This is a genomic window from Syntrophorhabdaceae bacterium, from assembly GCA_028698615.1.
Taxonomy (GTDB): Bacteria; Desulfobacterota; Syntrophorhabdia; order Syntrophorhabdales; family Syntrophorhabdaceae; genus Delta-02.
In genome coordinates, this window is sequence record JAQVWF010000013.1 from 37,667 (window position 1) to 63,284 (window position 25,618).

General features: G+C 57.7%; 22 protein-coding genes. 10 read left to right on the forward strand and 12 right to left on the reverse strand.

Features of this window, described 5'->3' with window-relative positions; translation table 11 throughout:
- Nucleotides 1-86: 86 nt before the first annotated feature.
- Nucleotides 87-419 (forward strand): hypothetical protein, encoded by a 333-nt coding sequence (locus tag PHC90_06785; protein ID MDD3846054.1) that lies wholly within the window; start codon nt 87-89, stop codon nt 417-419.
- A gap of 15 nt (nt 420-434) precedes the next feature.
- Here the strand turns inward: PHC90_06785 and PHC90_06790 are convergent, their stop codons facing one another.
- From PHC90_06790 to PHC90_06825, 8 genes are all read right to left on the reverse strand, one after another.
- Nucleotides 435-929, reverse strand: a complete 495-nt coding sequence (locus PHC90_06790; protein MDD3846055.1) for a YcxB family protein — start codon at nt 927-929, stop codon at nt 435-437.
- A gap of 113 nt (nt 930-1,042) precedes the next feature.
- Nucleotides 1,043-2,059, reverse strand: coding sequence for an aspartate-semialdehyde dehydrogenase (locus tag PHC90_06795; protein ID MDD3846056.1), 1,017 nt, complete (start codon nt 2,057-2,059; stop codon nt 1,043-1,045).
- Entirely contained in the window at nt 2,060-2,545 is a 486-nt protein-coding gene (locus PHC90_06800) for a 3-isopropylmalate dehydratase small subunit (protein MDD3846057.1), read from the reverse strand.
- Nucleotides 2,542-3,798, reverse strand: coding sequence for a 3-isopropylmalate dehydratase large subunit (gene leuC, locus PHC90_06805; GenBank protein ID MDD3846058.1), 1,257 nt, complete (start codon nt 3,796-3,798; stop codon nt 2,542-2,544). The genes PHC90_06800 and leuC overlap by 4 nt, the downstream gene beginning before the upstream one ends.
- Nucleotides 3,799-3,815: 17 nt before the next feature.
- Nucleotides 3,816-5,336 carry a 2-isopropylmalate synthase gene (locus PHC90_06810; GenBank protein ID MDD3846059.1) on the reverse strand — a complete coding sequence of 507 codons (1,521 nt, stop codon included), beginning with the start codon at nt 5,334-5,336 and terminating at the stop codon, nt 3,816-3,818.
- Between the two features lie 130 nt (nt 5,337-5,466).
- A complete protein-coding gene (lpxK, locus tag PHC90_06815) occupies nt 5,467-6,528 on the reverse strand; it encodes a tetraacyldisaccharide 4'-kinase (protein MDD3846060.1) in 1,062 nt (353 codons plus the stop codon).
- 87 nt (nt 6,529-6,615) lie between these two features.
- The gene (gene rlmD / locus PHC90_06820) at nt 6,616-8,016 is read right to left on the reverse strand and encodes a 23S rRNA (uracil(1939)-C(5))-methyltransferase RlmD (protein ID MDD3846061.1); all 1,401 of its coding nucleotides are present in this window, start codon (nt 8,014-8,016) and stop codon (nt 6,616-6,618) included.
- The gene (locus tag PHC90_06825) at nt 8,006-9,865 is read right to left on the reverse strand and encodes a PAS domain S-box protein (GenBank protein MDD3846062.1); all 1,860 of its coding nucleotides are present in this window, start codon (nt 9,863-9,865) and stop codon (nt 8,006-8,008) included. Before PHC90_06825 ends, rlmD begins: the two co-directional genes overlap by 11 nt.
- A gap of 344 nt (nt 9,866-10,209) precedes the next feature.
- Between PHC90_06825 and PHC90_06830 the strand changes: the two genes are divergently transcribed.
- Nucleotides 10,210-11,769, forward strand: coding sequence for an acetolactate synthase large subunit (locus tag PHC90_06830; GenBank protein MDD3846063.1), 1,560 nt, complete (start codon nt 10,210-10,212; stop codon nt 11,767-11,769).
- 127 nt (nt 11,770-11,896) lie between these two features.
- Here the strand turns inward: PHC90_06830 and PHC90_06835 are convergent, their stop codons facing one another.
- The 3 genes from PHC90_06835 to PHC90_06845 form a co-directional block, all read right to left on the reverse strand.
- The gene (locus PHC90_06835) at nt 11,897-12,388 is read right to left on the reverse strand and encodes a GNAT family N-acetyltransferase (GenBank protein ID MDD3846064.1); all 492 of its coding nucleotides are present in this window, start codon (nt 12,386-12,388) and stop codon (nt 11,897-11,899) included.
- A 99-nt stretch (nt 12,389-12,487) separates the two neighbouring features.
- Nucleotides 12,488-13,177 carry a PepSY domain-containing protein gene (locus PHC90_06840; protein ID MDD3846065.1) on the reverse strand — a complete coding sequence of 230 codons (690 nt, stop codon included), beginning with the start codon at nt 13,175-13,177 and terminating at the stop codon, nt 12,488-12,490.
- Nucleotides 13,178-13,260: 83 nt separating this feature from the next.
- The gene (locus PHC90_06845) at nt 13,261-15,117 is read right to left on the reverse strand and encodes a YgiQ family radical SAM protein (GenBank protein ID MDD3846066.1); all 1,857 of its coding nucleotides are present in this window, start codon (nt 15,115-15,117) and stop codon (nt 13,261-13,263) included.
- Nucleotides 15,118-15,300: 183 nt separating this feature from the next.
- Here PHC90_06845 and PHC90_06850 point away from each other — a divergent pair, with 183 nt between their 5' ends.
- Genes PHC90_06850 through PHC90_06875 form a run of 6 tightly spaced genes read left to right on the forward strand, consistent with a single transcriptional unit; the run spans nt 15,301 to nt 22,533 of the window.
- On the forward strand, nt 15,301-16,602 hold the full coding sequence (locus tag PHC90_06850) for a hypothetical protein (protein MDD3846067.1): 1,302 nt from the start codon (nt 15,301-15,303) through the stop codon (nt 16,600-16,602).
- A gap of 8 nt (nt 16,603-16,610) precedes the next feature.
- A complete protein-coding gene (hisC, locus tag PHC90_06855) occupies nt 16,611-17,732 on the forward strand; it encodes a histidinol-phosphate transaminase (GenBank protein MDD3846068.1) in 1,122 nt (373 codons plus the stop codon).
- Complete coding sequence (locus PHC90_06860) at nt 17,729-20,014, forward strand: xanthine dehydrogenase family protein molybdopterin-binding subunit (GenBank protein MDD3846069.1); 2,286 nt, start codon at nt 17,729-17,731, stop codon at nt 20,012-20,014. Before hisC ends, PHC90_06860 begins: the two co-directional genes overlap by 4 nt.
- Nucleotides 20,011-20,496, forward strand: a complete 486-nt coding sequence (locus tag PHC90_06865) for a (2Fe-2S)-binding protein (protein ID MDD3846070.1) — start codon at nt 20,011-20,013, stop codon at nt 20,494-20,496. The genes PHC90_06860 and PHC90_06865 overlap by 4 nt, the downstream gene beginning before the upstream one ends.
- The gene (locus tag PHC90_06870; protein ID MDD3846071.1) at nt 20,489-21,331 is read left to right on the forward strand and encodes a xanthine dehydrogenase family protein subunit M; all 843 of its coding nucleotides are present in this window, start codon (nt 20,489-20,491) and stop codon (nt 21,329-21,331) included. The genes PHC90_06865 and PHC90_06870 overlap by 8 nt, the downstream gene beginning before the upstream one ends.
- Complete coding sequence (locus tag PHC90_06875; GenBank protein ID MDD3846072.1) at nt 21,331-22,533, forward strand: MFS transporter; 1,203 nt, start codon at nt 21,331-21,333, stop codon at nt 22,531-22,533. Before PHC90_06870 ends, PHC90_06875 begins: the two co-directional genes overlap by 1 nt.
- A gap of 110 nt (nt 22,534-22,643) precedes the next feature.
- On the opposite strand, the gene PHC90_06880 is transcribed toward PHC90_06875, so the two are convergent.
- Nucleotides 22,644-22,859: a dodecin family protein gene (locus PHC90_06880; GenBank protein MDD3846073.1), complete on the reverse strand. Its 216-nt coding sequence runs from the start codon at nt 22,857-22,859 to the stop codon at nt 22,644-22,646.
- A gap of 196 nt (nt 22,860-23,055) precedes the next feature.
- On the opposite strand from PHC90_06880, the gene PHC90_06885 reads away from it, so the two are divergent.
- Both PHC90_06885 and PHC90_06890 read left to right on the forward strand, forming a co-directional pair.
- Nucleotides 23,056-25,215: a Tex family protein gene (locus PHC90_06885; GenBank protein ID MDD3846074.1), complete on the forward strand. Its 2,160-nt coding sequence runs from the start codon at nt 23,056-23,058 to the stop codon at nt 25,213-25,215.
- 68 nt (nt 25,216-25,283) lie between these two features.
- The gene (locus PHC90_06890; GenBank protein ID MDD3846075.1) at nt 25,284-25,484 is read left to right on the forward strand and encodes a hypothetical protein; all 201 of its coding nucleotides are present in this window, start codon (nt 25,284-25,286) and stop codon (nt 25,482-25,484) included.
- Nucleotides 25,485-25,618: the final 134 nt, after the last annotated feature.

A 25,618-nucleotide genomic window follows, 5' to 3' on the forward strand; every position in this document is an offset into this window, starting at 1 on the left:
AGACCGAGATCCTTTGACCTTTGAAGGGAAAGAGCGCAGAATTAGGGTGACTCTTATAAAGGTGACTCTTATAAAAAGGAGGTGCCATGGCACTTATGGACGATATCAAGAAAAGGACAGAGGAAGGGCTGAAAACGCTGAAAGAGACCGCCCAGGACATTGCCTTCAACGTGGAGAAGCAGGCGATGATCGGCAAGAGGAAATATCTCGACGTCACGAAGCTTCAGCGTTCCATCCAGAAGGCGAACGGCGAGATAGGCGAATACGTCTATGACCAGTTTACCTGCGGTAAGGTCATTTCCTGTGACGACCCCTTCATCCGGGACCGCATCAATTCCATCACGCGGATGCGTCTCACCATAAACGACATTGAGGAAGAAATAGCGAGCCTGGAAACCTCAAGGCCGCCGAAAAGGTAAGGGCGTTTTCAGGTTTCAGGTTGAGGAGCCTGAAACGGGGAACGTGGGACCCGGAACCTTGCTCTGCAGGAGTTGGATGAGTTCCCTCATTTCATCTTTGTCGTAGAAGACATTCTCGGGAAGCCAGATCGCGGTGCCGTCGAGGAAGTAGAGATGGACCCCCTTCTTTGTCTTCTTGTATTCGATAAGCTCCTGCCAATCCCTCTCGACCTTGTCGTCGGGTGAGCGTATCAGGATCCTCTTCGGGTTGAATATCAAAGATACCTCGGGGTCCCTGTGGGTTTTGGGGCTGGCTGCCGACCTTCTTTTGTCCATCTCCGGCTTGGCGAGAAAGAACCAAACGATGGCCAGGCCGAGAATGATCCAGACGACACTGAATATGTCGGGGTTGGAGCCGAGCAGTCCTGTCAAACCGAGCATGAGACAGAACATGCCAATTGTGCTTATAATGAACCTTTTGACCACGGACATGGCGGCATGTTTCGGCTGAGCTCCCCTGTGAGCTTCCATGAGGTCGCGGAGCTTCTCCGGTTTACTGAACTTGTAGACTTCTGACAGCGGGACCTGAAATGTCAGGTCCCGCCGGGATTCATCGGTTGCGATGGGATCACCCCTTACCTTAATTACAGGTATTTCTTTACAAGCGCTTCCGCTATCTGGACTGCATTCAGGGCGGCGCCCTTCCTGATGTTGTCTGCCACTATCCAGATATTGAGGCCGTACTTGACGGTGTCGTCAGCTCTGATCCGGCCTACGTAGGTGTCATCTTTTCCAGCGGCGTCTATGGCAAGGGGGTATTTGTTCTTCGCCGGGTCGTCGATGACCTTCACGCCGGGGGCCTTTTTAAGGAGCTTGCGGGCCATATCGGGGGTCATTTCGCGCTCGAACTCGATATTTACCGATTCAGAGTGTCCGTAGAAGACGGGGACCCTCACCGTCGTGGCCGTAACCGCGATGGAATCGTCTTCCAGGATCTTTTTTGTCTCGTTGACCATCTTCATCTCTTCCTTGGTGTACCCGGTGTCGAGAAAGCTGTCGATGTGGGGCAGGACGTTGAATGCGATCTGATGGGGGTAGACCTTTTTCTCGACCTTCTTCATGTTGTATATGGCGAGCACCTGCTGCTCCAGTTCCTTTATGGCCTTCTGTCCCGTCCCCGAGACGGCCTGATAGGTGGAGACAACGATCCTCTTGATCTTTGCCGCGTCGTGGAGCGGCTTCAATGCGACGACCATCTGGATCGTCGAGCAGTTCGGGTTGGCGATGATGCCCCGGTTCGTGTGCTGCGCAATGGCGTGCTCGTTCACCTCGGGAACGACAAGGGGAATGTCCTTTTCCATCCTGAAAGCGCTCGTGTTATCGATGACGACGCATCCGCTTGCAGCCGCTATGGGGGCGAACTTGAGGCTGACGGAGCCGCCCGGTGAGAAAAGGCCGATGTCGATGCCCTTGAAGGAGTCTTCCTTCAGTTCCTGTACCTTAACGTTTTCGCCATGGAAGCTCATAGTCTTGCCCACGCTCCGCGAGGAAGCGAGAAGCGTCAGGTTCTTGACCGGGAAATTCCGTTCCTCGAGGACTTTTACCATTTCATTTCCGACTGCGCCGGTGGCTCCGACGACTGCTACATTGTACTGTTTCATTTAGCCCTCCAACTTTTTCTTGAGATAGTTTATCAATCCGCCCTCGTTGATGAGTTCCACCATGAAGGGGGGAATGGATTTGGCTTTTACCTCTTTCCCGCCGCAGCGGATGATGCCTGTCGATATGTCGACCTCGATCTCGTCGCCGTTCTGAACAAGTTCGCAGATGTCCGCTTCCAGGAGCGCGAGACCCTTGTTGAATGCATTGCGGTAGAATATCCGGGCGAAGGTTTTTGCGACGACGAGGGGTATCCCCAGCGCCGTGATCGCGATGGGGGCGTGCTCGCGGGATGAACCACAGCCGAAATTGGTTCCCGAGACGATGATGTCCCCCGCTTTGACCTCCTTCGGAAAGTTGGGAGCGAGGGGCTCCATGCAGTGCTCTCCCAGGACCTTCGGATCCGTGTGAGCGAGATATTTCGCAGGGATGATGATATCGGTATCGATATTATCGCCGAATTTCCAGATCCTTCCTTTCAGTATCATAATACCTCCTCCGGACGGGCTATCTTCCCTTTGATCGCCGTGGCAGCGGCGACGGCGGGACCGGCGAGATAGACCTCGCTCTGTGGATGACCCATCCTTCCGATAAAGTTCCTGTTCGTTGTGGCAACCGCTCTCTCCCCCCTGGCAAGGATGCCCATATGGCCGCCAAGGCAGGGGCCGCAGGTGGGAGGCGAGATGATGCAGCCGGCGTCGAGGAATGTCTGGAAGTATCCCCGGCGCATTGCCTCTCCGTATATTGCCGGTGTCGCCGGAATGATGATGCATCTTATACCCTTTTTGACCCTATTCCCCTTGAGAATGGCGGCGGCCATCTCCAGGTCTTCGAGCCTGCCGTTGGTGCAGGAACCGATGACGACCTGGTCGATGTCGATGTTTCCCAGCTCTCCCGCGTCCTTCACGTTTGACGGAAGCGACGGGCAGGCAACGCTGAAGCCGACCCTGGAGACATCGATCTCGTAGACCTGGCTGTATTTCGCATCCCCATCGCCCGCATAGGCCCTGTAAGGCCGCGCGGCGTGTTCCTTCATGTAGGCTGTCGTCTTGTCATCGACAGGAAAGATGCCATTTTTGGCGCCCGCCTCGATGGCCATGTTGGCGATGGAGAAACGGGAATCCATGGAGAGGGCCGAGATGGCCTCACCGCTGTATTCCATGGCGCTGTAGAGCGCCCCGTCAACCCCGATCATTCCGAGGATATGAAGGATCAATTCCTTGCCTGTGACCCATTTCCGCCATTTCCCGTAGCAGTTGAACTTGATGCTCTCGGGCACCTTCAGCCAGATGCGGCCCGTTACCATGCCGTATGTCACATCCGTCGAGCCCATGCCCGTGGAAAAAGCGCCAAGCGCCCCGTATGTGCAGGTGTGGCTGTCGGCGCCTATGACGAGGTCGCCCGCCACGACAAGCCCCTTTTCGGGCAGCAGGGCGTGCTCTATCCCGCATTCGCCGCCCTCGAAGAAGTTGACGATGCCGTATCTCTGCGAGAATTCGCGTATCCTCTTGCAGTTCTCGGCGGAGAGGATGTCTTTGTTGGGCGTAAAATGATCAAGAACGAATACGACCTTGTTGGGGTCGAAAACAGCCTTTGCCCCGACCTTTTCGAATTCCTCGATGGAGAGCGGGCCCGTGATATCGTTCGCCATGGCCAGATCTATCCGGCAATCAACGATCTCGCCGGGCTCAACCCAATCCTTGTCCGCGTGCGCTGCGAGTATCTTTTCTGTAATAGTCATTCCCATATCGTTTCCCCTTAACACTTCTTCGTTTTCATGTATTCGAGCCGGTTCAGCGCGTTGATGTATGCCTTTGCGCTGGCGACGATTATGTCCGTGTCCGCCCCTTTTCCTATGGCCCTGAGGCCCTTCTCCGATAGCTTGACGAAGACCTCGCCCTGGGCGTCCATATCCTGGGTGATGGAGTTGACGGAGAACTTTTCCAGCTTGCTTGTCGTCTTGACCAGTCTCTTTATGACCTTGAAGGCCGCGTCGACGGGACCGTCGCCGGTGTCCACATCCTGAGCAATGTTCCCGTTTATCTCCATCTTCACCGTTGCCGTCGGTATCGTTGTGTTGCCGCAGCTCACATTCAGGTAAAGGAGCTTGCAGTTCTCGGCGATCTTGTATATCTCGTCCATGATGATCATTTCGATATCTTCGTCATAAATGTTCTTCTTCATGTCCGAAAGTGCCTTGAAACGCTTGAAGGCCAGGTTCAGTTCCTTATCGTCGAGGATGTAGCCCAGGTTCTCGATGCGGTCCCGGAAGGCATGCCTGCCGGAATGCTTGCCGAGGACGAGGGAACTCTTGGAGATGCCCACCGATTCGGGGGTCATGATCTCGTAGGTGAGCTTCGCCTTCAGGAGGCCGTCCTGGTGGATGCCCGACTCGTGAGCGAAGGCGTTGGCGCCGACGACGGCTTTGTTGGGCTGCACGGGCACGCCCGTGATGGAAGTGATGAGCCTGCTCGTGGGATAGATCTTTTCGGAGACGATGCGCGTATCGGCGCTGAAGTTCGCCTTCCTTGTCCGCAGGATCATGGCGATCTCTTCAAGGGAGGCATTGCCCGCCCTCTCGCCTATGCCGTTGATCGTGCATTCCACCTGGCGCGCGCCGTTGTGGATGGCGGCGATGGAATTGGCGGTCGCGAGGCCGAGGTCGTTGTGGCAATGGACGCTGATGACCGCCCTGTCTATATTGGGGACGTTCTTCCTGATGTAGGCGATAAGCTCGCCGAATTCGTGGGGGACGGCGTACCCGACGGTATCGGGGATATTGACCGTTGTCGCCCCGGCGTCGATGACCTCGGCGACCACCTTGCACAGGTAGTCCCAGTTGCTTCTCGTTGCGTCCATAGCGGAAAACTCGACGTTATCCGTGTATTTCTTCGCCCTTTTGACGGCGGCCACGGCGATCTCGAGCACCTCTTCGCGCGTCTTTTTGAACTGATGCTTGAGGTGGATGTCCGACGTGGAGATGAAGGTGTGGATGCGGGGGTGGGCCGCCACTTTTACGGCCTTCCATGCCCGGTCTATGTCCTCGTCGTTGGCGCGGGCGAGACCTGCGATCTGGCAATTCTTTACCAGTTTGGCTATCTGCCTGACGGCGTCGAAATCGCCCTCGGAGGCGATGGGAAAGCCGGCTTCTATGATATCAACCCCAAGGAGCTCGAGCTGTCTTGCCACCCTGAGCTTTTCTTGAGTGTTCATGGTATTGCCGGGCGATTGTTCGCCGTCGCGCAATGTCGTATCGAAAATGAATACCTGTTCTGACATGCTCTCTCCTCCTTGTTATTTTATCCGTCCCGTCTCGCGGCGGGAGGTGCTGCCCTTCGTTGTGTTTGCGGGGTCGAGGTGAGCGAGATTGTTCTTTGAGCTTTCTTCCTCGACCCGCTTTATCTCCTCTTCAGGCGATGCGGTCCGGGAAGCGGGTCCCGAGCTTCTTGAGCAGGAGTTCCATCAATGTGTCCTCATCCTCTATCCGTGCCTCGATGGACAGGTAGAAAAGGTTATCGGGAACCTCCATGCCGAGAAGCTTCACGGCATCCTTTTCCGTCGTGACGATACACTGGATATTGTCCACGGACTCCATCCGTTTCATGTCCTTCGGGGTATATCTGTGGTGGTCGGGGAAGGACGTCTCCTGAACAATGTCGGCGCCTATCTGCCTGAGAAGCTGAAAGAAAGATTGGTTGTCCCCAAGTCCGGCAAAGGCGAGGACCTTTTTGCTCTTCAGGAAGTTATAGTGGGCGATGACATTCTTCCGCACGTTGTACACATGGACCGGGCTGTACCTCACCTGGAACCGGGGAATGCCCCTGATGAAATAGATGGTGGCGCTGTCCGGTTCCGATTTGCTCACGAGTATGGTATCCGACGCCCTTACCCGTGCCACGGGTTCGCGGTATGGTCCCAGGGGAAACAACTCCTGCCTGCTCAATGATTCCCGGCCGTTGAGTATGAGCAGGTCCACGTCCTTCTTCAGGTCACGCACCTGGAAACCGTCGTCGAGGATCGCTATGTCGATGTGCCGGTCCTTGATGCCGCGCTTAATGGCCTTCAAGCGGTCCTTGCCAACGATGACGGGTATTCGTGTTCTCTTTGCAAGCATGTATGCCTCGTCGCCTGCCGTCTGTGCCGAGTCATTCTTGATATCAACGGCAAAGGTTCCGTTCTTCTTCCTCATGTATCCGCGCGTGATGATGCCCGGGTTGAAGCCCGCATCCTTGAATCTGCGGGAAAGTCTTTCGACGACGGGTGTCTTTCCTGTCCCGCCGAGGGTGATGTTACCCACGCTGATGACCGGTATCGGAGCGCTCTGTGTCGTCATGATCCCCGTCTGGTACATATATTCTCTGGCCATCAGCGCTATCTGGTAAAGATAAGAGAAAAAGGCAAGCGGTATATAAAGAAGCCATCTTGCGACTTTTGCTTCACCGTTCCATACCCTGACCATGGTGTCACGCATAGGCAATCGAAATTTATAACAGAAATGTGTAGGAAAAGCAATGGGTTAAAAAGACAGTTTCAGGTTGCGTGGGCGCGATGAAACACTTCACCCCGTGCTCTTGAGGACCGTCAATGTTTCGAGGTGGGAGGTGTGGGGGAAGAGATCGAAGGGGGCGATGAGCTCGATCGCATAGCCTGCCGCGGTGAATCTGCCGAGGTCCCGCGCGAGGGTGGCCGGGTTGCAGGAAACATATATGAGTGTTCCCGGGGCAAGTGTGGTGATGAGGCCCGTGCCTTGCGGGCTGACGCCGCTTCTAGGGGGATCTATGACCACGAGGTCAGGTCTTCCCAGACCCCTGCCCATGACTATATTCTCGACCTTTCCCGCAAGAAAGGAGCAATTGACGATGCCGTTCATTAAAGCGTTCTCACGGGCGTTCTCTATGTTCGCCTTGAGGGAATCCACGCCCACGACGTTCCTGGTGTGCCGGGAGAGCACGAGCTCCATGGGGGCCATGCCGCAGTAAAGGCCGAGAATGTTTCCCGCCTTTAAAGTCGCGGCAATACGTTCCACCCGCTCGCAGATCAGGGCGGCCCCCGCCGGGTTTGGCTGGAAGAATGAGGCCGGGTAGACACGAAAGACAAGGCCCGCCAGTGACTCTTCAATATAACGCTCCCCGGCTTCGTGGCGAAGATGGCCGTAATCGATGTAGGACCCGGGGCGGTCGTTGACGGCCCTCCAGAGGCTTGAGACGTTCGGAGCCTCTTTGGTGAGGCGCCGGTAGAGTTCATCCATGCCGTGGGGCTCGGCGCCTTTCGTCTCGAGGATGACCATTACCCGCCCCGTCGCCTTGGATTCCCGAAGGACGAGGTGCCGCAGGGTCCCCCTTTTTGACCGCTCGTCATAGGGAAAAAGCCCTTCGGAATGAACGTGGTCCTCGATGACGGCGAGTATCTTCCCCAGGCCTTCAGAGAAGATCCTGCAGCGGGGCACGGGAAGAACGCCGGGAGGGCGTAAGCCGCCGGGTGCCGTATTCTCACGCATTCCCGCAATGACGTTGTTTCCATGGTAGCCGAAGGACAGCTCTATCTTGCTCCTGTAGAAGTATGTCTGAGGAGAAGGGGTGATCTCTTCGAACCGGTCTTCGGCCAGGTCAAGGCGGCCGATCCTTCTCAGTGATTCCTTGAGGTGGGAGGCCTTCATTTCGAGCTGTTTCGTGTAATCCATGGACTGGATGGTGCAGCCCCCGCACGCCCCGAAATGGGGGCACGCCGGTTCGACGCGCCAGGGCGATGGTTCTTCGATGGCGACGACCTCGCCGTAGCCGAAGCGCTTTTCCCTCTTTATGATACGGATGACCGCCCTGTCGCCGGGTATGGTGCCGGGAACGAATACCACGAAGTCGTCGGCCTTTGCCACCCCGGCATCGCCGGGCATGGCGATATCGGTGACGGTGACGCTCAGGGTGGGCCTTTCGTTCGAAGGGGGGTTCTGTCTATGGCTCATCGATGGAGGCCGGACGTTTCCTGACCGGGAAGGATACGCTGAAGGTTGTCCCGCCTGAACTGAGACATTCCTCCTTGCTCTTTATGGAGGGGCATTGGGAGATGTCTCCCGGGCACAGGCGCTGGTCCGTGGGAATGTGGACGCAGCGGTTGCTTTCGAAGGTGATGTCGAAACCGAAGCGCATGGAATAGTATTTCGTTCTCAGGAGGTCGAGTCCTTTTCCTCCTGCGCCGAACTCAAGAGGTCTCTTCGATGAATAAAGGTCTGTCTCCTTTGCGTGATGCAATCCATCGAGGAGATGCCGCTTATTCTCTTCGGTAATGCCCACGCCGGTGTCGGTGACATTGAGGACGATGCGGTCGTCCTTCTGTTCGAGACCGATCCTGATCGAGCCGCCGTCAGGTGTGTTCTCGATGGCGTTCTTTATAAGGCCTTCGGCGATGTCTTTAAGGATCTGGGGGTCCATGGAGATGAAGAGATCGTTGGCCCCGTCCACCTTGATGTCGAGGTCGCGTCCGGACAACCGGCCCTTCATGCGATCCACGACGGAAACGACGGAGGTGTAAAGGTCGATGGACTGGAAGAATTGCGTGCTTGCCGCGAAATACTGGTCCACCCATTTTCTCAGAGCGCTCCAGTGGGCGCGGACATCGGAAGGCACCTCCGAAAGGCTCTCCATCCGCTGCCACAGCCTGTCAAGGTCGCCCACGAGCATTACAGCCTCGAGTTCCTGGGAAAGCCTGAATATCTGGTCCGTTTCGCGGGAGATGTTGAAAAGTCTCTGGAGGTTGCGTTCCACGGAATCGACAAGCTCCCGTATCGCTCCGTATTGTGGCGTGGGTTCAAGCTTTCGTTTTATGAGCCTCATGCTTCCCTGGATAACGGATAGAGGTGTCTTGAGCTCATGAGAGATGTGATTGACGGCCTTTGTCTTGGCCCGGTTGAGGCCCTCCAGGGCGTTGCGGGATTCTATGAGGGCCTGTTCCGCTTCCTTGCGTTCGGTGACATCCCTGAGATAGACGAGGTACACCGTGGCGTTGCGATAGGGTATGATCGCGGCGGAGACCTCAACATAGAGTATCCGGCCCCTCTTCGTGATACCCTTGAACTCGTAGCGCGACGGCACCGGTTCACCACTCTGGCGGCGCAGGTTGATCTCGCTCACCTTCGCTATCTCGTCGGGATGGACGATGAGAAGAACCGGCTTGCCGATGGCCTCCTCGGGCGAATCGTACTCGAACATCTCCACGAAGCGCCTGTTGACGTACTGATTGATGTTGCCCTGGATGATGGCCACGGCGTCGTTGGAGTTTTCGATGGCTGTCCGGTAACGCTCCTCGCTCTCCTGGAGGCTCGCCTCGGCCTTCTTTCGTTCCGTGATGTCCAGCATGGTGCCTTCGTAATAACGTATCTTGTTGGCGGCGTCACGAACGGGGTGTATGTTCATGGATATCCAGTGAATGCTGCCATCCTTGCCGTACATCCGGGTTTCGAAGTTCTGGAGCGAACCCTGCCGGTTCATCTTTTCAATGCTCCGGGCGCGGTCGGCGCGGTCAACGTAGAGCTGGCTGGAGATATCGGTGACGGAATCGATAAGGTCCTGGGGTGAATCATACCCGTGGACGCGGGCGAGGGAAGGGTTTGCGCTGAGAAAACGACCCTCGACGCTTGTCTGAAAGATGCCCTCTATGGCATCCTCGAAGATGCGCCGATACTTCTCTTCGGTTTTGCGCAGGGCCGCTTCAACCTCCCTGTGCTCGGCCTGGGCGGTTTCCAGCTCACCAATGCGTCTCTTAAGCTCTTCGATCTCGGCAAGAAGCGCGTCTCTGGTTTTTTCCTGTTCTGACATGAGGCCTCGAAAAAGACAGGTTATACGTAATGGGAATGCGAATGGGTATTGTCAGGTTTTGCCCATCACCTATGACCTTTTCGTTTAAAAACAGTTCTATTATAAGTTGTTTGATCAAGGATAACAAGATGACAGGGGCGAGGGGGGATAAAAAGATCAGTCAATAGTCGCGCATCGCGCAAGGGCCGCAGCACATCTCGCCAGGCTCCAAAGGCCTTGTCAGAACCTCCGGGTTCCATTATACTGAAATGAAAAACGGGTCATGGGTGATGGGTTATGGGAAGAAATGCTTTAGACTTTTTCCCTATTACCCATGACACATAACCTGCTTCATTGGGAGGCCCATGAACGGCGCGAAACTGGTCTTGAGGACGGCGGTTCTGAATGGTATCGATATCTGCTTCGCCAACGCGGGGACAACGGAGATACCCCTTGTTGCGGCCCTTGACGGTGAGCCCGGGATAAAGGCCGTCCTCGGTCTTTTCGAAGGGGTATGCACGGGGGCCGCCGACGGCTACGGGCGGGTGCTGGACAGGCCGGCGATGGCGCTCCTCCACCTGGGCCCCGGTTTCGCCAACGGGATAGCGTGCCTTCACAACGCGCGACGGGCAAAGGCGCCGGTCGTGAACATCATCGGGGAGCACGCATCGTGGCACCGTGATGCGGACCCGCCCCTCAATATGGACATCAATGCGATGGCGGGGGCCGTTTCGGGGTGGAAAAGGACGTGCAGGAGTCCCCGAAGCCTTTCCCGGGACACGGCGGCGGTGATAGCGGCGAGCGCCCGAGGGCAGATAGCGAGCCTTATCATCCCCAACGACCATCAGTGGGCCGATTGCACCGGTATTCCCATTGTGAAAGCGTCCCCGTTCTCCGAACCCATCGACACCGAAGCGGTCAGCCGGGCCGCAAAGGGCCTGCGCAGGGGCAAGAGAACCGCAATGATACTGGGGGGCCGGGCACTGCGCAAAAAGGGCCTGATGATGGCGGCGCGTATCCGTGCCGCAACGGGCTGCGATCTTCTGGCGAACAGTTTTCCCGGTTACATGGATCGCGGGGGCCCGCTGCCGTCGGTCACGAGGATCCCCTATTTCCCGGAGGCCGCAATGGAGCTGATGGCGAGATACGATACGGTGGTCCTTGCAGGTGCTCCGGACCCCGTCACTTTCTTCGGATACGAGGGTATCCCCAGTTATGTCATCCCCGAGGCGGTCCTGAAGATAGCCGTGCACAGCCCCGGGCAGGACATGAACGCACTGCTCGAGTGCCTCGCCGATTCCGTTGGCAGGGCAAAGAGGTCCGCCGTCGGCACCGGTGACGCCGGGAAGGGAAAAAGACCTTCCCTTCCTTCCGGCCGGCTCACTCCTGATATAGTCTCCTCCGTCATAGCCGCTTTGCAGCCCGAGGATGGGATCGTTGTCGACGAGGGGCTTACGACCTCCTTCCCTTACTACCCCATTTCCCATGGATGTGCCCCCCACGGCTTCATGACCATCGCGGGAGGGGCCATCGGCTACGGAATGCCCTGTGCCGCCGGAGCGGCGCTCGCCGCGCCAGGGCGGCCCATCATCAACATCCAGGCGGACGGCAGCGCCATGTATACCGTTCAGGCCCTCTGGACGATGGCGCGGGAAGGCCTGAATATTACGACCCTCCTGTGCAACAACGGAGGATACCGCATCATTGGCATGGAACTGGAGCGGGCGGGTCTCGTGGACCTCACGGAGGTTAGCCGCCGCCTCGTTGACATCGACGGTCCCGCCATAGACTGGACCTCCCTTTCCACGGGCCTTGGCGTCCCCGCAACCCGAGTGGCGGACGCCGCCGGCCTGGCACGGGAGATGAAGAGGGCCATGAGTGAGGAGGGGCCTCATCTTATCGAAATGATGGTAGTGCAGGGATAAAGAGATAATAGCCAGGTGGGAAGATAATTTCCAATCACGAAATTCCAACGACCAATATAGAGAAATAATGACCAATGTCCGGGCACAAGACCCCCCGCTCCATCTTGGTCATTGGTGATTGTCTTTACTATATCAATTTTTGAAAATAGACCACGTCGAAGACCCGCCCTTTCTTCTGGCCAACTTCCCTCAAGCGGCCGCATTCGGAAAAGCCGTTCTTTGCGTGAAATTGGATGCTTTGTTCATTAAGGGATGAGACGTTTGCAAGGATCGAATGGATCCCTTTCTCCTTTCCCATATCGAGGAGATAATCAAGAATCGCTTTGCCGATACCCTGACCCATGAATTCAGGTTTGAGAAAATAGGTGATCTCGGCGGTCTTAAAGAAAGCAGGCAGGGGATTGTAGGGCCGCAGGAGCCCAAAGCCGGCCACGACGCCCTCCTCGGTCCTGGCGGCAACCGTTGGGTACCCGTTGCTCATAATGAGAAGCATATCGAGGAAATCATCAGGAAGCGGAACCTCCGGATAAGCCGCAAAGGTATTCTCAATATAATAGTTGAATATCTCCATGACGGCCAGGCGATCATCGGCAGTGATAGGCGATAAGGTTATTACCATGTCTGTCCTTTCCGGGGGTTCAATGGTCCAAAAGTCATTGTTTCTCGCGGAGGGTTCCTGTGTCGTTTCAAGCAATTGAACCATGGAACCATGGAGCCGTCACTTCCTGACTTCTCCCGATTCCGCGTCTACCTTGACTATCCAGTGGTCGCCGGACTGGCAGCGGCCTTCTGATTTTCCCCTGTAGCCGCAGGTTCTCTTGATGACCCAGATGGGCCTGTCGTTTCGCTGGTCATACCTGAGTTCGTAACTGTAGCTGTCGGTCTCGGCCGGCTGGTATTGCCTGTGCGTGTTGGCTATCTCCTCGGCGCGCTGCGGACTGATGACTATTCTCTCCTCGGGGATGGAAAACCCACGGAAATGTATCTCCTTTGAAACATGGATCCCCGCATCCGCCCCCTTTACACCAGCCTCTACCATGCGGATCGTGACGGATCGCCCCCTGCAAGCCCTGGGGCCTATTTCTTCCTCGTCGACCGTCGCCAGGCTCTTGTCGCAACGCACGATCTGGGCCTCCCATACCGGCGCCCGCCCGCTGCGTCCGTCAAAGCCCACTACGGGTACGGAGATGATCCTTCGCACCCGCAATCTGTAGCCTGCCCACTTCGTTCCTTCCTCGCGGCCTTTTGCCCAGAATTCTTCAAATGTGATGCCCCGGACATCCTTTCCCGTGCAGAGCGATTTGCGCCGCGCGGCTTCGACGGGGAAGGGGAAGAATAACGCACCCGCCATGAAAAGAACCACCGCAAGACATGTGTATCTGTGCCAAAGGACAACATTCTGTGTCATCAAAGCCGCGATCCCCCTGAGATCCTCTACTTTTTGCTATCATACAACGAAAGGGGACCGAATAAAAGGTTATTGGAAGTTGGTCATTGGTCATTGTTCTTCAGAAGCCTTTTCCCCGGAAGAAGCTTGTGAAGGAGGTGTTCTTTTTTGAGGAGTTTCAGGGCCTCCCTGACAAGGGGGGTGTTCTTCGGGTTCTTGTACTGGATCAGGGCGCGGTGCATCTTTCGCTCACGGAAGGTTTTGGGGACGTAGACGCTTTTCCCTGTGAAAGGATCCTTTTCTGTATGATAGATGGTGCCGGAAAGGGTCATTGGCAGGGGCATGAAATCCTGTATCTGCTCGGGATGGATCCCCAGTTCGCCGAGTTTCAACGCGAGGGAGAGAGAATCTTCGAGGGTACCGCCGGGGTGGGAACTGATGAAGTAGTTTACCAGGTATTGGTCTTTTCCCAGGCTTTTGCATATCGACCGGTAGAGGGCACAGAATTGCTCGTACACGGAAAAGGCGGGTTTGTTCATGATATCGAGGACCCTTTGCGAGCAATGTTCCGGTGCCACCTTCATCCGGCCGCTCACATGGTCCTTGCAGATCTTTTCGAAGTAGTCCCGGGCCTTCTGGTCGACAAGAAGATCATGGCGGAAGCCGCTTTCGATGAATACATGCCTGACGCCCGGCAGGGTGCGGAGCCTGCCGTAGAGGGAGAGGCCCCTTTCGTATCCCGGTTTGAGGCTCTTGCAGGGCGAAGGTGTGAGGCAGTGGCGGGTATTGCAGGCACCCGACCCATACCATCTGCCGCAGACCGCGCCGTAGAGGTTGGCGGTCGGGCCGCCCACATCCGTTATGGTGCCCCGAAAATCCCTTTTCCTCGTGAGCGCCTCCGCTTCCTTCAATATCGAGGATTCGCTTCGCGACGAGACTATTCTTCCCTGGTGGAGAGAAAGGCCGCAGAATGAACACTCGCCGGGACAGCCCCGGTGGGAGATGAGGGAGAAGCGCACCGTCTCGAAACCGGGGACGCCGCCCGCCCTGTCATAGGAAGGATGCCAGCCGCGTGCATAGGGAAACTCGTAGATAGTGTCGAGGCTTTTCGTCTCGGGCGGGATGGCGGGGGGATACTGGATGACGTAGCGGTTGGCATGCTTCTGCGTCAGCGTTCTTCCCCTGAAAGGGTCCTGGTTCTCCACAATGACCCGGAAGGCCTCATTGAACCTGTCAGGATCATCCCTGACCTCCTCATAAGATGGGATCTCAAGCATTTCCCATCCCCCGCATTCGACATTATCAGGGAAAGGATTCAGCACCTCCTCCGGCCTGGAACCTGGAACCTGGAACCTGGAACCGGCTATTACGGCCGTCCCCCTGATCCCGTGGAGCGTCTCGCCCGCCGCGATCCGCCGCGCGATCTCGACCACCTGGGCTTCACCCATGCCATATACGAGGATGTCTGCCCGGCTGTCGAGGAGAATGGACCGCCGAACCTCGTCCTTCCACCAGTCATAGTGCGCAAACCGTCGCAGGCTTGCCTCTATGCCGCCAAGCACGATGGGAACGTCCTTGAATGCTTCGCGGGCCCTGTTGGCGTAGACGATCGCCGCATGGTCGGGTCGCAGCCCCGGTCTCCCCCCTGGCGAATAATTGTCGCTTGGCCGCGGGCGCTTGTGTGCCGTATAGTTGGCGACCATGGAATCCATGTTGCCGGCTGTTATCCCGAAGAAAAGGCGCGGCCTTCCGAGTCGCTTGAAATCCCGGGCGCTCGTGAAGTCCGGTTGGGCTATGATGCCGACGTTGAGTCCCGTTGCCTCGAGAACGCGACCGATGACGGCGGCGCCGTAGGAAGAATGGTCCACGTATGCGTCGCCGGTCACGAGGATGACGTCGAGACCGTCCCAGCCCTTTTTTTGGACTTCCTCTGGTGTCATGGGGAGGAAAGGTATTGTCATTGGCCTCATTGTAGCAGAATTGACGGGAAAGGGGAAACCGGGATGGTCGGCAGCGAACAAGAAGGATGCCCTGCGGGACATTGGTTAACGTGGACAAGGGTGTTGCAGGAAAAACGTATTCCTGATATAAACCATAAGGCCGTCGCAAGACAACCAATTAATAAAAAGCCGTCGGGGGTGGCAATGCAGGACAGGAAAACGGACATCGTGCTTTCCCTTGGAACGGACATGAAGTTCCTCCCTCTCGTCCTTTCCTTCACCGAATCATCGTCCCGGATATTTGGATTGGAAGATAAGGACCTGCTCAAGCTGACCCTCGCCTCGGAAGAGTTGTTCGCCTACCTCTGCAGAATGACAAAGGAGCCGAGACCCGTCACTTTAACCATGGAGAACGGTTTCTACTACGCCCTTCTGCGGTTTGTCTTCGAGGGGATCGATTTCGATCCCCGGGCATTCAATCTCACGGCGGATGTTTCCCCTGATGAGGAGGGGTTCAACGAAATGGGCCTGCTCATCGCATCACGTTCCGTGGACAGGATGTCCATATTCCACAACGCCATGGAGGGAACCGGGTTTGTCCTGATAAAGGAAAAGACATATCCGGCGGCAGAACCGTGGGAAAGCGATGAGGTTCCCGAGAACGACGGCCTCCCCCCGGGCACTCCCGGGGTCGAGGACCTGAGGGTCCTTGTCCGGTCCATCGTCAGCGGATATGACCTGTTCGTCTATCCCCAGGACTTCCGCTGTCCCGGCAAGGTTGTCGATATGGTCGAAAGCGGCGAATACAGGGCGCTGACAGCCACCGACAGAAAGGGGAGAACGGCGGGCGGTATGATATGGCGCCAGTCGGGGGGCTCCATGGTTGAGTGCTACGGGCCCTACGTCTTCGTTAAGGAGGGGAGGGCGGACCTGGCCGAGAGGCTCATTGCCGGACTTATTTCCGCCGTTGCGAGGTCTGAGGCAGTATGTCTCATGAACAGGTACCCTACGGCGGACCTTCCCGCCGGTTATTTCGAGAGCCTGGGCACCATCGAGTTCGTCCATGAGGGGCAGAGCAGTCCCTGGCGTTTTCTTTTTCGCCAGCTCAGGGAAGACCCGGGATGCAGGGTATATTGCCACCCCGGCATGGAGGAGTTCCTTCAGACGCAATACAGGAGGCATTTCCTTCCCCGTGAGATCGTCGCCGTCCGCTACGAGGGCGAGAGGCAGAACCTGCATTCCGTCTTCGGCGCGAGCTTCCAGCACAATCAGGACCTCGTGGTCATCGTACCGCTGTGGGACGGCGCCGATGCCCGCGAGAACCTGGCGCGGCACATCAGCGTGCTCAAGGCCGAGGGGATAGCCAATATCCTCATGAGGATCGACCTCGGTCACGGCTGGCAGGCGCGGCTGTATCCCGTCATCGAAGCGAACGGCTTTGTGCCCGCCATCGTTATTCCCTACCGCGGAAAAGCCGACTGCGTCCTGTTTACCCTGAAAGGTTAGGCGGGCCCATGTTCGATGTCCCTCTCAATAAGCTCGTCCCTGAATATATCAAGAAGTTCGAGGCCTATATCCCTTCACGGCCCGACCCCGAGCTCATGAAGCTTTATAAAGTGGACCGTCTCTGGCGTCTCAACAACAACGAGAACCCCCTCGGTCCTCCCGAAGGTTCGGCACGCATCATCGCCGGGTTTTCTCCCAAAAGGGCAAGCATCTATCCCAGCGGGGACGCCTATTACCTGCGCGTTAAACTGGCGGAAAAGTTCGGCCTCGACCCTGACCAGATAATTTTCGGCAACGGTGCCAACGAGGCCATTGCATTTGTCATAAAGGCCTTCTGCCAGGAAGGGGACAATATCGTGACCGCCGACAAGACCTTTGCCGTGTATGAATGGGTGGCGGAATTCTCCGGGTTCGAGGCGAGACTGGTGCCGCTCAGGGATTTCGGTTTCGATGACGAAGGGATGCTCGCCCGCATAGACGACAGGACAAAGGTGCTCTTCGTGTGCAACCCCAACAACCCCACGGGCACCTACTGGGACGAATCGAGGCTCAGGCGGTTTCTCGACACCATCGCCGGCAGGCAGATCGTCGTTGTTGACGAGGCGTACTGCGAATTCGTCGAGGCTCCCGACTACCCTGACGCGATGAAACTGCTTAAGGAATATCCCAACCTTGTGACCTTCCGGACCTTTTCCAAGATGTACGGTCTTGCGGGCCTTCGCATCGGGTACCTTGCCGGAAGCCGCGACGTGGTGGACGTCATCAGGCGGACATGCATCGTCTATTCGGTGAACGGCCTGGCGCAGGAGGCGGCGCTTGCCGCCATCGGCGACGAGGAGCATGTGGCGAGGACAAGAGGGCATGTGAATGCCGAGAAGGCCTACCTGCTCGGGGAGCTTGCGGGTCTCGGCGTCGAGACGCATACAGGGGAAGGATGTTATGTCATGGTCAGACTTCCCATGAGCGATACGCTCGTTTACCGGCGGCTCATGACAAAAGGGGTCATGATCCGGACCATGACGGGTTTTCGTTTCCCCAACTGGATCCGGGTGAGCATCGGGGTCCACGAGGCAATGGAGGACTTTGTCCGCGGCCTCGGCGAGATCCTCTCCGAGAGGGAAGCCCTGTGAAGGAAAGGGCCGGACATTTTCTTGACGGACCCCGCCTCGATGCCTTTTCGAAGGTCACGGGGAGCGTAAAATATTCCGTTGACGAGTACCCCGGGGAATTCCTGTGGGCCGCTGCAAAAAGGGCGCTCGTGCCTCACGCCCGTCTTCTTGCCGTTCACGGTTCACGCGCCGCGGCGCTTCCCGGTGTTGTTCGCGTGCTGACCTTCCGTGACGTCGGCGGGTCGAACAGACTGGGCATCGTCAGGAACCATCAGCCGGTTCTCGTCGACACGGTCATCCGCCACGCCGGCGACCCCGTCGCCCTCGTCCTCGCCCGGAGCACAGAGGCGCTTTCCGAGGCCCTCGAACTCATCACTTTCGACTACGACCCTCTGCCGGGTATCTTTGACGCTGAAGAGGCCCTGAAAGAGGGAACGCCCAGGATCCACGAAGACAATGACGAGGGGAATCTCATGAGGGCTATAGAGGTCAGGCGCGGTGACCCGGCCGCGGCGTTTCGCGATTGCGATGTCATAGCCGAGGGTGTCTTCGAGACCTCGCGCCAGGAGCACGCCTATCTCGAGACGGAGGCGGGGTGGGCCTATATCGATGACGGCGGAGTGCTCGTTGTTACGGCGTCGACTCAGACCCCCTACCGTGACAGGCAAGAGATGGCCCTGGCTTTGGGGCTCGACGCGGATAGGGTGCGTGTCGTTGCCCCTTATCTCGGCGGGGCATTCGGGGGGAAGGACGGCATTACGGTACAGTGCCTTCTCGGCCTTGGGGCGCTCAACTCAGGGGGTCTGCCCGTCAAGATGTGGTGGGACAGGAGGGAGAGCTTTCTTGCCGGGGTGAAGAGACTCCCCGCGAAGGCGTACTATCGCCTTGGTGCGAAAAAGGACGGCACATTCCAGGCACTTTCCTGCAGGCTCTACTTCGATGCCGGCCCCTATGCGGGACTTACGGGCGAGATCATGGCGATGGGCGTGGAGCATGCGGGATCGGCATACCGGATCCCCAACGTTCGCATCGAGGGGTATTGCGCGTACACGAACAACGCACTGGGCGGTCCTTTCCGCGGCTTTGGGGTGCCGCAGTCGATGGCAGGCATGGAGCAGGTCGTTACCATGGTTGCCGAAAAGCTCTCCATGGATCCTATCGAGGTGCGCCGCATCAATGCCCTGCGGACCGGTGACAGGAACTGCGTGGGTGTGGAACTCAGGCACTCGGCGGGGTTCCCCGAATGTATCGAAAGGCTCGCGGAGCACCCGCTGTGGAAAGACCGTGAGGCGTGGAAGGCGTCGGCCCCGAGATGGAAAAAGCGCGGCTGCGGCATCGGCTGCATGGCCCATGCGATAGGTTACCCGGCGTTGGTCCCCGACCAGGCGAACGCAAGGGTGGAATTGAAAGAGGACGGGACGATCCGGCTTTATTCGGGCGTCACCGATATGGGGCAGGGTAATGGCGGTACCTACCTCAGGATAGCGGCGGAGATCCTGAACCAGGACCCGGTAACGATGGAACTCATCCAGCCCGATACCGACCACGGTCTTCCCTCGGGTTCCTCCTCGGCCAGCCGCACGACGTACACCTTTGGCAATGCCGTCATAGAGGCGGCGGGAGCTCTCAGGGAGACCATCCTTCGGGTTGCCGCCGGGTCCCTTGGAGCCGAGGGCATCGACGCAGTCGAGCTGCTTCCGGGCATGGCAAGGGTCAAAGGGTCCGCTCGTGAGATCGCTCTTCGTGACGTGGCCGCCCTCATCGATGTCGGCGGTCGGTCCTGCAAGGGCTATTTCCGGGCTCCTTACGACGAGAGCACCCTGGATATCATGTATCTTGGCGCTCATGTTCTCTTTTCCTATGGCGCACATCTTGCCCGCATCGAGGTGGATACGCTGACGGGCAGGATAGACGTCGTCGATTACGTGGCCGTCACCGACGCGGGCAAGGTATTGAACCGCTCCGTGTATGATCAGCAGGTCCAGGGTTCCATCGCACAGGGCATCGGCTGGGCCCTCACGGAAGATTACATCGTGAAGGAGGGCAGGCACGAGACGGGCGACCTGGCCACCTATATCGTGCCCACCTCCGTCGACGTCCCCGACATGGTCTCCATTGCCGTCGAGCCCGATGAGACGACGGGCCCGTTCGGGATGAAAGGGATCGGCGAGGTGGTCATCAGCGGTTGCCTGCCTGCCATTGCCAACGCCTTCCACGACGCTTGCGGGGTGAGGATAATGACGTCGCCGCTTACGCCCGAGAGGGTGCTGTCCGCCCTTGTCGAAGAAGGAGAGAGAGGGTGAAACAGAAGATATCCTTTATTCTCAACGATTCTCCCGTTGCAGTCGAGACAGACCCTGCCAGGAGGGCCGTCGATGTGCTGCGGGAAGACCTTGGTCTTGCGGGCACAAAGGAGGGGTGCGGCGAGGGCGAGTGCGGGGCCTGCTCCGTCCTCATCGACGGTGTGGTAAAACTGTCCTGTCTCATGACGGCGGCACAACTGGAAGGGAAAAAGGTCGTCACCATAGAGGGAATCGCGGCGGGAGGCGAACTCCACCCCGTCCAGCGCTCTTTCGTGGAACTTGGGGCTGTGCAATGCGGGTTTTGTACACCCGGTATGGTGATCACAGCGGTGGGGTTCCTGAAGGCAAACCCGCAGCCGACGAGGGAGGAGATCCGTCAGGCAATGAGCGGCAACATCTGCCGGTGCACGGGGTATCAGAAGATCGTCGACGCCATCGAAGACGCGGCAAAGAACATGCGGAGGAGCGGCTCCCGTGGCTAAGGTCTACCTGCCGTCATCGCTCAGCGCGGTCTTCCGGATAATGTCCGATGAGCCTTCGGCGAGGCTTTTCGCGGGCGGCACGGATCTCATGGTGCGTTCATCTCCTCAAGGAACTGAAAGTCCTTTGGTTTGTCTTGAAGGGGTGGGTGAACTGAGGGGTATCGATGAATCTTCGGGTGAGGTGCGCATAGGAGCGGCCACAACGCATGGTGAACTGATATCAAGCAGTCTCATCGGAGACGTCTTCCCCGTTCTCGGGAAAGCCGCGCGGCACATAGGAGCCCCGGCGGTGCGGAACATGGGGACCATTGGCGGCAACATCTGCACGGCGTCGCCTGCGGGTGACACGCTGCCTGCGCTCTATATCCTTGGCGCCGAAGTGGAACTGCGCTCCCCGCGGGGGGAGCGGCGGATGCCCATCGACTGCTTCATTTCCGGCCCCGGCCGGACGGAACTCAGGTCGGGCGAGGTCCTCTGCGCCGTCGTAATAGGAAAGGACCATGGCTTCAACTTCCATCATTTCGAGAAGGTGGGACAGCGAAAGGCAATGGCTATCAGCGTTGCCTCCCTGGCCTTTGCCGCCAGCATCGGCGCCGACGGGACCGCCGCAAAGGCACGATGTGCTTTTGGAAGCGTCGCCCCGACGGTTTTCACCTCGCGGGCCCTCGATGACTGCCTTGCCGGAAACCCCATGACGAAGGATGTGCTGGCCAGGGCGGCGGCCATTGCCCGGGAAGAGGTTTGTCCCATAAGCGATGTCCGTGCGTCGGAGGAGTATCGAAGGCGCGTGACCGGCAATCTGCTTATGCGCCTTGAAGGCGCACGGAAAGACTGATGACGCAGGCGCCCGGACCCGGCATGTTCACCAGGGAGTTTATCATCCTCAGCATCGTTCTTGCCTGTGCTTCGGCAATGATGGCTCTTTTCTTTCAATTCCATGCCTACCTGATGTCTCTCAACATCGATCCCCGGTGGTATGGGTTTCTCCTCGGCTCCGACGCAATAACGGGAATTATCCTGCAGCCCCTGCTCAGCCCTTACCTGAATATGAGGAATGCAAAGAAAGCGGTCGCCGCGGGCATCTGCATCATGGCGGCAGCCCTGGTCTGCTACAATTTCGCCATGACCACGGCCACCATAGCCTTCGTGCGGATCATGCACGGGGGAGGTTTTGTTATCGCCGTGGCAGGGATGATGACCCTTTTTGCCGGGCATATTCCCCCGGCGAGGAGCGGCGAGGCCATAGGGATCATTTCGATCGTGAGACTCGTTCCCTATGCCCTCGTACCACCCCTTGTGGTGTGCCTTGCGGAAGGTCCCCGGGATTTCATGTCCGTAGTCACGGTGGCGGCCGGTTTGACGGCCCTTCTCGTTATCCCTCTGGCCTTTGTCCGGTCGGTGCCCCATGGGGATCCCGGCTTCCAGAAAAGCGTGGGTTTCGGTGGTCTTGCAGAGAACCTGAAGGACGTGCCCGTAGCGATGCTTCTCGTCGTGAACGTTCTCTTTTACAGTTCCTACACGATACTGTTCTATTTTCTGCGGGATTTCGGGAGCGGGAGAGGGATAGGGAACCCCGGTTTTTTCTTTACCGCCGCCACGATAGCAATGATCGTGATCAGGCTCGCAGGAAGCCGTTATCTGGACAGGGTGAACAAGGCCCGGGTCTGTGCCGTGTGCATGGTCATGCTGGCCGTCTCCCATCTCCTTGTACATCTTGTTCATGTGGAGGCGGAATTGCTGGCCCTTTCCATCATTTTCGGGGTGCTCTGGGGAGTGGCGATACCACTCATGATGGCGCTTCTCTTCGACATATCGGAGGCGAGGTTCAGAGGACTCAACATGAACCTCGCTCTGGTGATGATGCAGGTGGGTTTCTTCGTGGGGCCTCTCATGGGGGGGATCATCCTGGCACGATGGGGATACGAAACGCTCTTTTTCTTCTGCGGAATCCTCAACATCGCGGGAGCCGTTCTGCTGGGGGCGCTGCCTCGCGGCACAAGGCGTGAAGAGTGCTCTATGCTCAACGTTCAGGAATAATAAGGAAAGGCTCTCTGAACCTGGAACAGAGAGCCTGGAGCAGGCTTCGTAAAAAGAAAGCGTAAGATGCAGCACCTTACGCCTTACTCTTCACGCTTTACGGTATTTTATCAGCTTTCCAGAATAAAGATGACCTCCAAGGTGACGCGGAATTCTATTATCTTTCCATCTTCGACCCTGGCGCGCTGTTCCTTCACTCGCAGGCCGGTAATGCCCCGTAAAGTCTTGGAAGCTCGTCTGAACCCTATTAACATGGCGTCTTCAAAACTCTTGGGAGACCCCGCGATGACTTCCGTAACACGTGCAACTCTGCCCTCAGACCTCATAAAAGCCTCCTTCTGCCTTTTTACTCAAGGTTATCAGGGAGAGTATGGAGTGTCAACTTTTTTTCCGGCCCTGAAGGCCTGTGGACGGGGCGAAATATCTTTTGCACGGGGCCGATGACCGGGGCATTGGTCTTCACTTTCCCTGCGGCTTCGGGTATAGTAAGTCTCTGTTGACTTGAACGACGATGATGGAGATATGCGCGTGAATATGGACCACAGGGAAAAGATCGCAGGGGAACTGGGTATACCCCCGGGAAGGGTAACAGCGACGGCGGCACTCCTCGGCGAGGGTGCGACGGTTCCCTTTATCGCCCGGTACCGGAAAGAGGCCACCGGGTCACTTGATGAAGTGATTATCGGCGCAATACGGGACCGACTGGAACAACTGGCCGAACTGGACAAACGCAGGGAGGCGATCCTCCAATCGCTGGAGGAGCGGGGGCTGCTTTCGGAGGACCTCAAAAAGGAACTCGAGGCGGCCGAGACGCTTGCGATCCTCGAGGACCTCTATCTGCCCTTCCGTCCCAAGCGCAGGACGAGGGCCACCATCGCCAGGGAAAGAGGTTTGGAACCTCTTGCTCAGAAACTGTTCAGGAGCGCCGGGACGGACCTTACCGGCCTCGATCCGATCCAGGAGGCGGCCGTGTTTGTCGATGCCGAAAAGGGTGTCGAGTCCGTCGAAGACGCCCTTGCGGGTGCGCGGGACATCATTGCCGAGTGGATAAGCGAAGATGCGGCGGCACGGGCCGCGCTCAGGGACCTCCTTCTCGCAAAGGCGGTCTTTACGTCCAAAGTCGTTTCCGGGAAAGAGGAAGAGGCAGTCAAGTACAGGGATTACTACGAGTGGCAGGAACCCGTGAAGAACGCCCCTTCACACCGTGTGCTCGCCATGAGGCGCGGAGAGAAGGAAGGTTTCCTGATGCTCCGCATCACAGGCTGTGATGAAGAGGCCCTGGAATCGTTGAAGACGCGCTTTGTCAATGCAGGGGTGCCCGCGCCGCAGCAGGTGCTCATGGCCCTTGAGGACAGTTACCGGAGGCTCCTTTTCCCTTCCATGGAGACGGAGGTCCGCATGGCCATGAAGGAACGCGCCGACAGAGAGGCGATCAAGGTCTTTTCAGAGAATCTCCGCCAGCTTCTCCTTGCCCCTCCTCTGGGCCAGAAGAACGTCCTTGCCATCGATCCCGGGTTCAGGACGGGATGCAAGGTGGTGTGCCTCGACAGGCAGGGAAAGTTTCTTCACCGGGACACCATCTATCCCCATACATCGAAGGGGCAGGCCGATGAGGCCGGCCGCAAGGTCGTCGGTCTCTGTGCCGAGTATCAGGTTGAGGCCATAGCAGTGGGAAACGGGACGGCGGGCAGGGAAACGGAGTCCTTCCTGAAGGGACTGGGGCTTGCAGGGCAGGCAACGATCATCAGCGTCAACGAGAGCGGGGCATCCATCTATTCGGCATCGCAGGCCGCCCGTGAAGAATTTCCCGATGAGGACGTCACCGTACGGGGAGCCGTCTCCATAGGAAGGCGTCTCATGGATCCTCTGGCGGAGCTCGTCAAGATCGATCCGAAATCGGTCGGTGTGGGGCAGTATCAACACGATGTGGATCAGTTCGCGTTGAAAAAGGCCCTCGACGACGTGGTCATGAGCTGCGTCAATGCCGTTGGGGTGGAGATCAATACGGCAAGCCCCCATCTTCTCGGATACGTGTCGGGCCTCGGCCCGTCCCTCGCCAGGGCCATCGTGTCATACCGGGATGAAAACGGTCCCTTCCATTCGAGATCGGACCTGAAGAAGGTCCCGAGACTGGGACCGAAGGCCTTTGAGCAGTCGGCAGGCTTTCTGCGGGTACGCGGGTCATCAAACCCTCTCGACGCAAGCGCCGTTCATCCCGAGAGCTACCCCGTCGTCGAGGCCATGGCAAACGACGCCGGGTGCTCCGTCGCGGACCTCACGGCCGACGAAGGGCTCAGGAAGAGGATCGACCTTAACCGCTATGTTACGGAAAAGGCGGGCCTGCCGACCCTCAGCGACATTATGGCCGAGCTTGCGCGCCCGGGGAGGGATCCGAGGGAGGAATTTCACGCCTTCGCCTTCGCCGAGGGCATAGAGAAGATGGAGGACCTGCGGCCGGGTATGAAGCTTCCCGGCATCGTTACAAACATCACGGCCTTTGGCGCCTTTGTGGACATCGGTGTCCACCAGGATGGTCTTGTCCACGTGAGCCAGCTCGCGAACCGGTTCGTAAAGAATGCCGCCGACGTGGTGAAGGTCCATCAGCAGGTGATGGTGACGGTGCTTTCCGTCGATCTTGCACGCAAACGGATATCCTTGACCATGAAGGATCAAGAGCGCTAATGTACAAATGTGTTGACAGAGCGGGACCGTTAGCTTAGTCTTGTGCCAGAAACTACTAGGAGGACATTATGCTATTGATCAACAAGAGTGGCCGCATCTATGATGTTCCCGAAAAGATAGCAGACCAGTATGTGGCCAGGGACCTCAGCGCATCGAGGGAGGCAGTGGGCGACATGTTGAGCACGCTGCGCAAGCCTGTCCCGGCGTCCCCGGAATCCGCCCTGGAGGGATGCTGCAATATCTACGCTAATTACTGCCCCAACAAGTAAGGGGCGGTTCGCCCCCGCCGTGATGCCTTCCGAGAAACCATCGCGGCGCGCTGGTCCATCGCCGGTGAAGTCATTCGTCATTCGCCGTATGGTCAAATGATGGTGTATTTTATTGCGCAGGGACCGTCAGGTAC

Excerpts from the sequence above, each read along its gene's own strand:
- PHC90_06785 (MDD3846054.1), top strand. The coding sequence starts at position 87 with ATGGCACTTATGGACGATATCAAGAAAAGGACAGAGGAAGGGCTGAAA.
- PHC90_06790 (MDD3846055.1), bottom strand. The coding sequence starts at position 929 with ATGGAAGCTCACAGGGGAGCTCAGCCGAAACATGCCGCCATGTCCGTG.
- PHC90_06795 (MDD3846056.1), bottom strand. The coding sequence starts at position 2,059 with ATGAAACAGTACAATGTAGCAGTCGTCGGAGCCACCGGCGCAGTCGGA.
- PHC90_06800 (MDD3846057.1), bottom strand. The coding sequence starts at position 2,545 with ATGATACTGAAAGGAAGGATCTGGAAATTCGGCGATAATATCGATACC.
- leuC (MDD3846058.1), bottom strand. The coding sequence starts at position 3,798 with ATGACTATTACAGAAAAGATACTCGCAGCGCACGCGGACAAGGATTGG.
- PHC90_06810 (MDD3846059.1), bottom strand. The coding sequence starts at position 5,336 with ATGTCAGAACAGGTATTCATTTTCGATACGACATTGCGCGACGGCGAA.
- lpxK (MDD3846060.1), bottom strand. The coding sequence starts at position 6,528 with ATGCGTGACACCATGGTCAGGGTATGGAACGGTGAAGCAAAAGTCGCA.
- rlmD (MDD3846061.1), bottom strand. The coding sequence starts at position 8,016 with ATGAGCCATAGACAGAACCCCCCTTCGAACGAAAGGCCCACCCTGAGC.
- PHC90_06825 (MDD3846062.1), bottom strand. The coding sequence starts at position 9,865 with ATGTCAGAACAGGAAAAAACCAGAGACGCGCTTCTTGCCGAGATCGAA.
- PHC90_06830 (MDD3846063.1), top strand. The coding sequence starts at position 10,210 with ATGAACGGCGCGAAACTGGTCTTGAGGACGGCGGTTCTGAATGGTATC.
- PHC90_06835 (MDD3846064.1), bottom strand. The coding sequence starts at position 12,388 with ATGGTAATAACCTTATCGCCTATCACTGCCGATGATCGCCTGGCCGTC.
- PHC90_06840 (MDD3846065.1), bottom strand. The coding sequence starts at position 13,177 with ATGACACAGAATGTTGTCCTTTGGCACAGATACACATGTCTTGCGGTG.
- PHC90_06845 (MDD3846066.1), bottom strand. The coding sequence starts at position 15,117 with ATGACAATACCTTTCCTCCCCATGACACCAGAGGAAGTCCAAAAAAAG.
- PHC90_06850 (MDD3846067.1), top strand. The coding sequence starts at position 15,301 with ATGCAGGACAGGAAAACGGACATCGTGCTTTCCCTTGGAACGGACATG.
- hisC (MDD3846068.1), top strand. The coding sequence starts at position 16,611 with ATGTTCGATGTCCCTCTCAATAAGCTCGTCCCTGAATATATCAAGAAG.
- PHC90_06875 (MDD3846072.1), top strand. The coding sequence starts at position 21,331 with ATGACGCAGGCGCCCGGACCCGGCATGTTCACCAGGGAGTTTATCATC.
- PHC90_06880 (MDD3846073.1), bottom strand. The coding sequence starts at position 22,859 with ATGAGGTCTGAGGGCAGAGTTGCACGTGTTACGGAAGTCATCGCGGGG.
- PHC90_06885 (MDD3846074.1), top strand. The coding sequence starts at position 23,056 with ATGCGCGTGAATATGGACCACAGGGAAAAGATCGCAGGGGAACTGGGT.
- PHC90_06890 (MDD3846075.1), top strand. The coding sequence starts at position 25,284 with ATGCTATTGATCAACAAGAGTGGCCGCATCTATGATGTTCCCGAAAAG.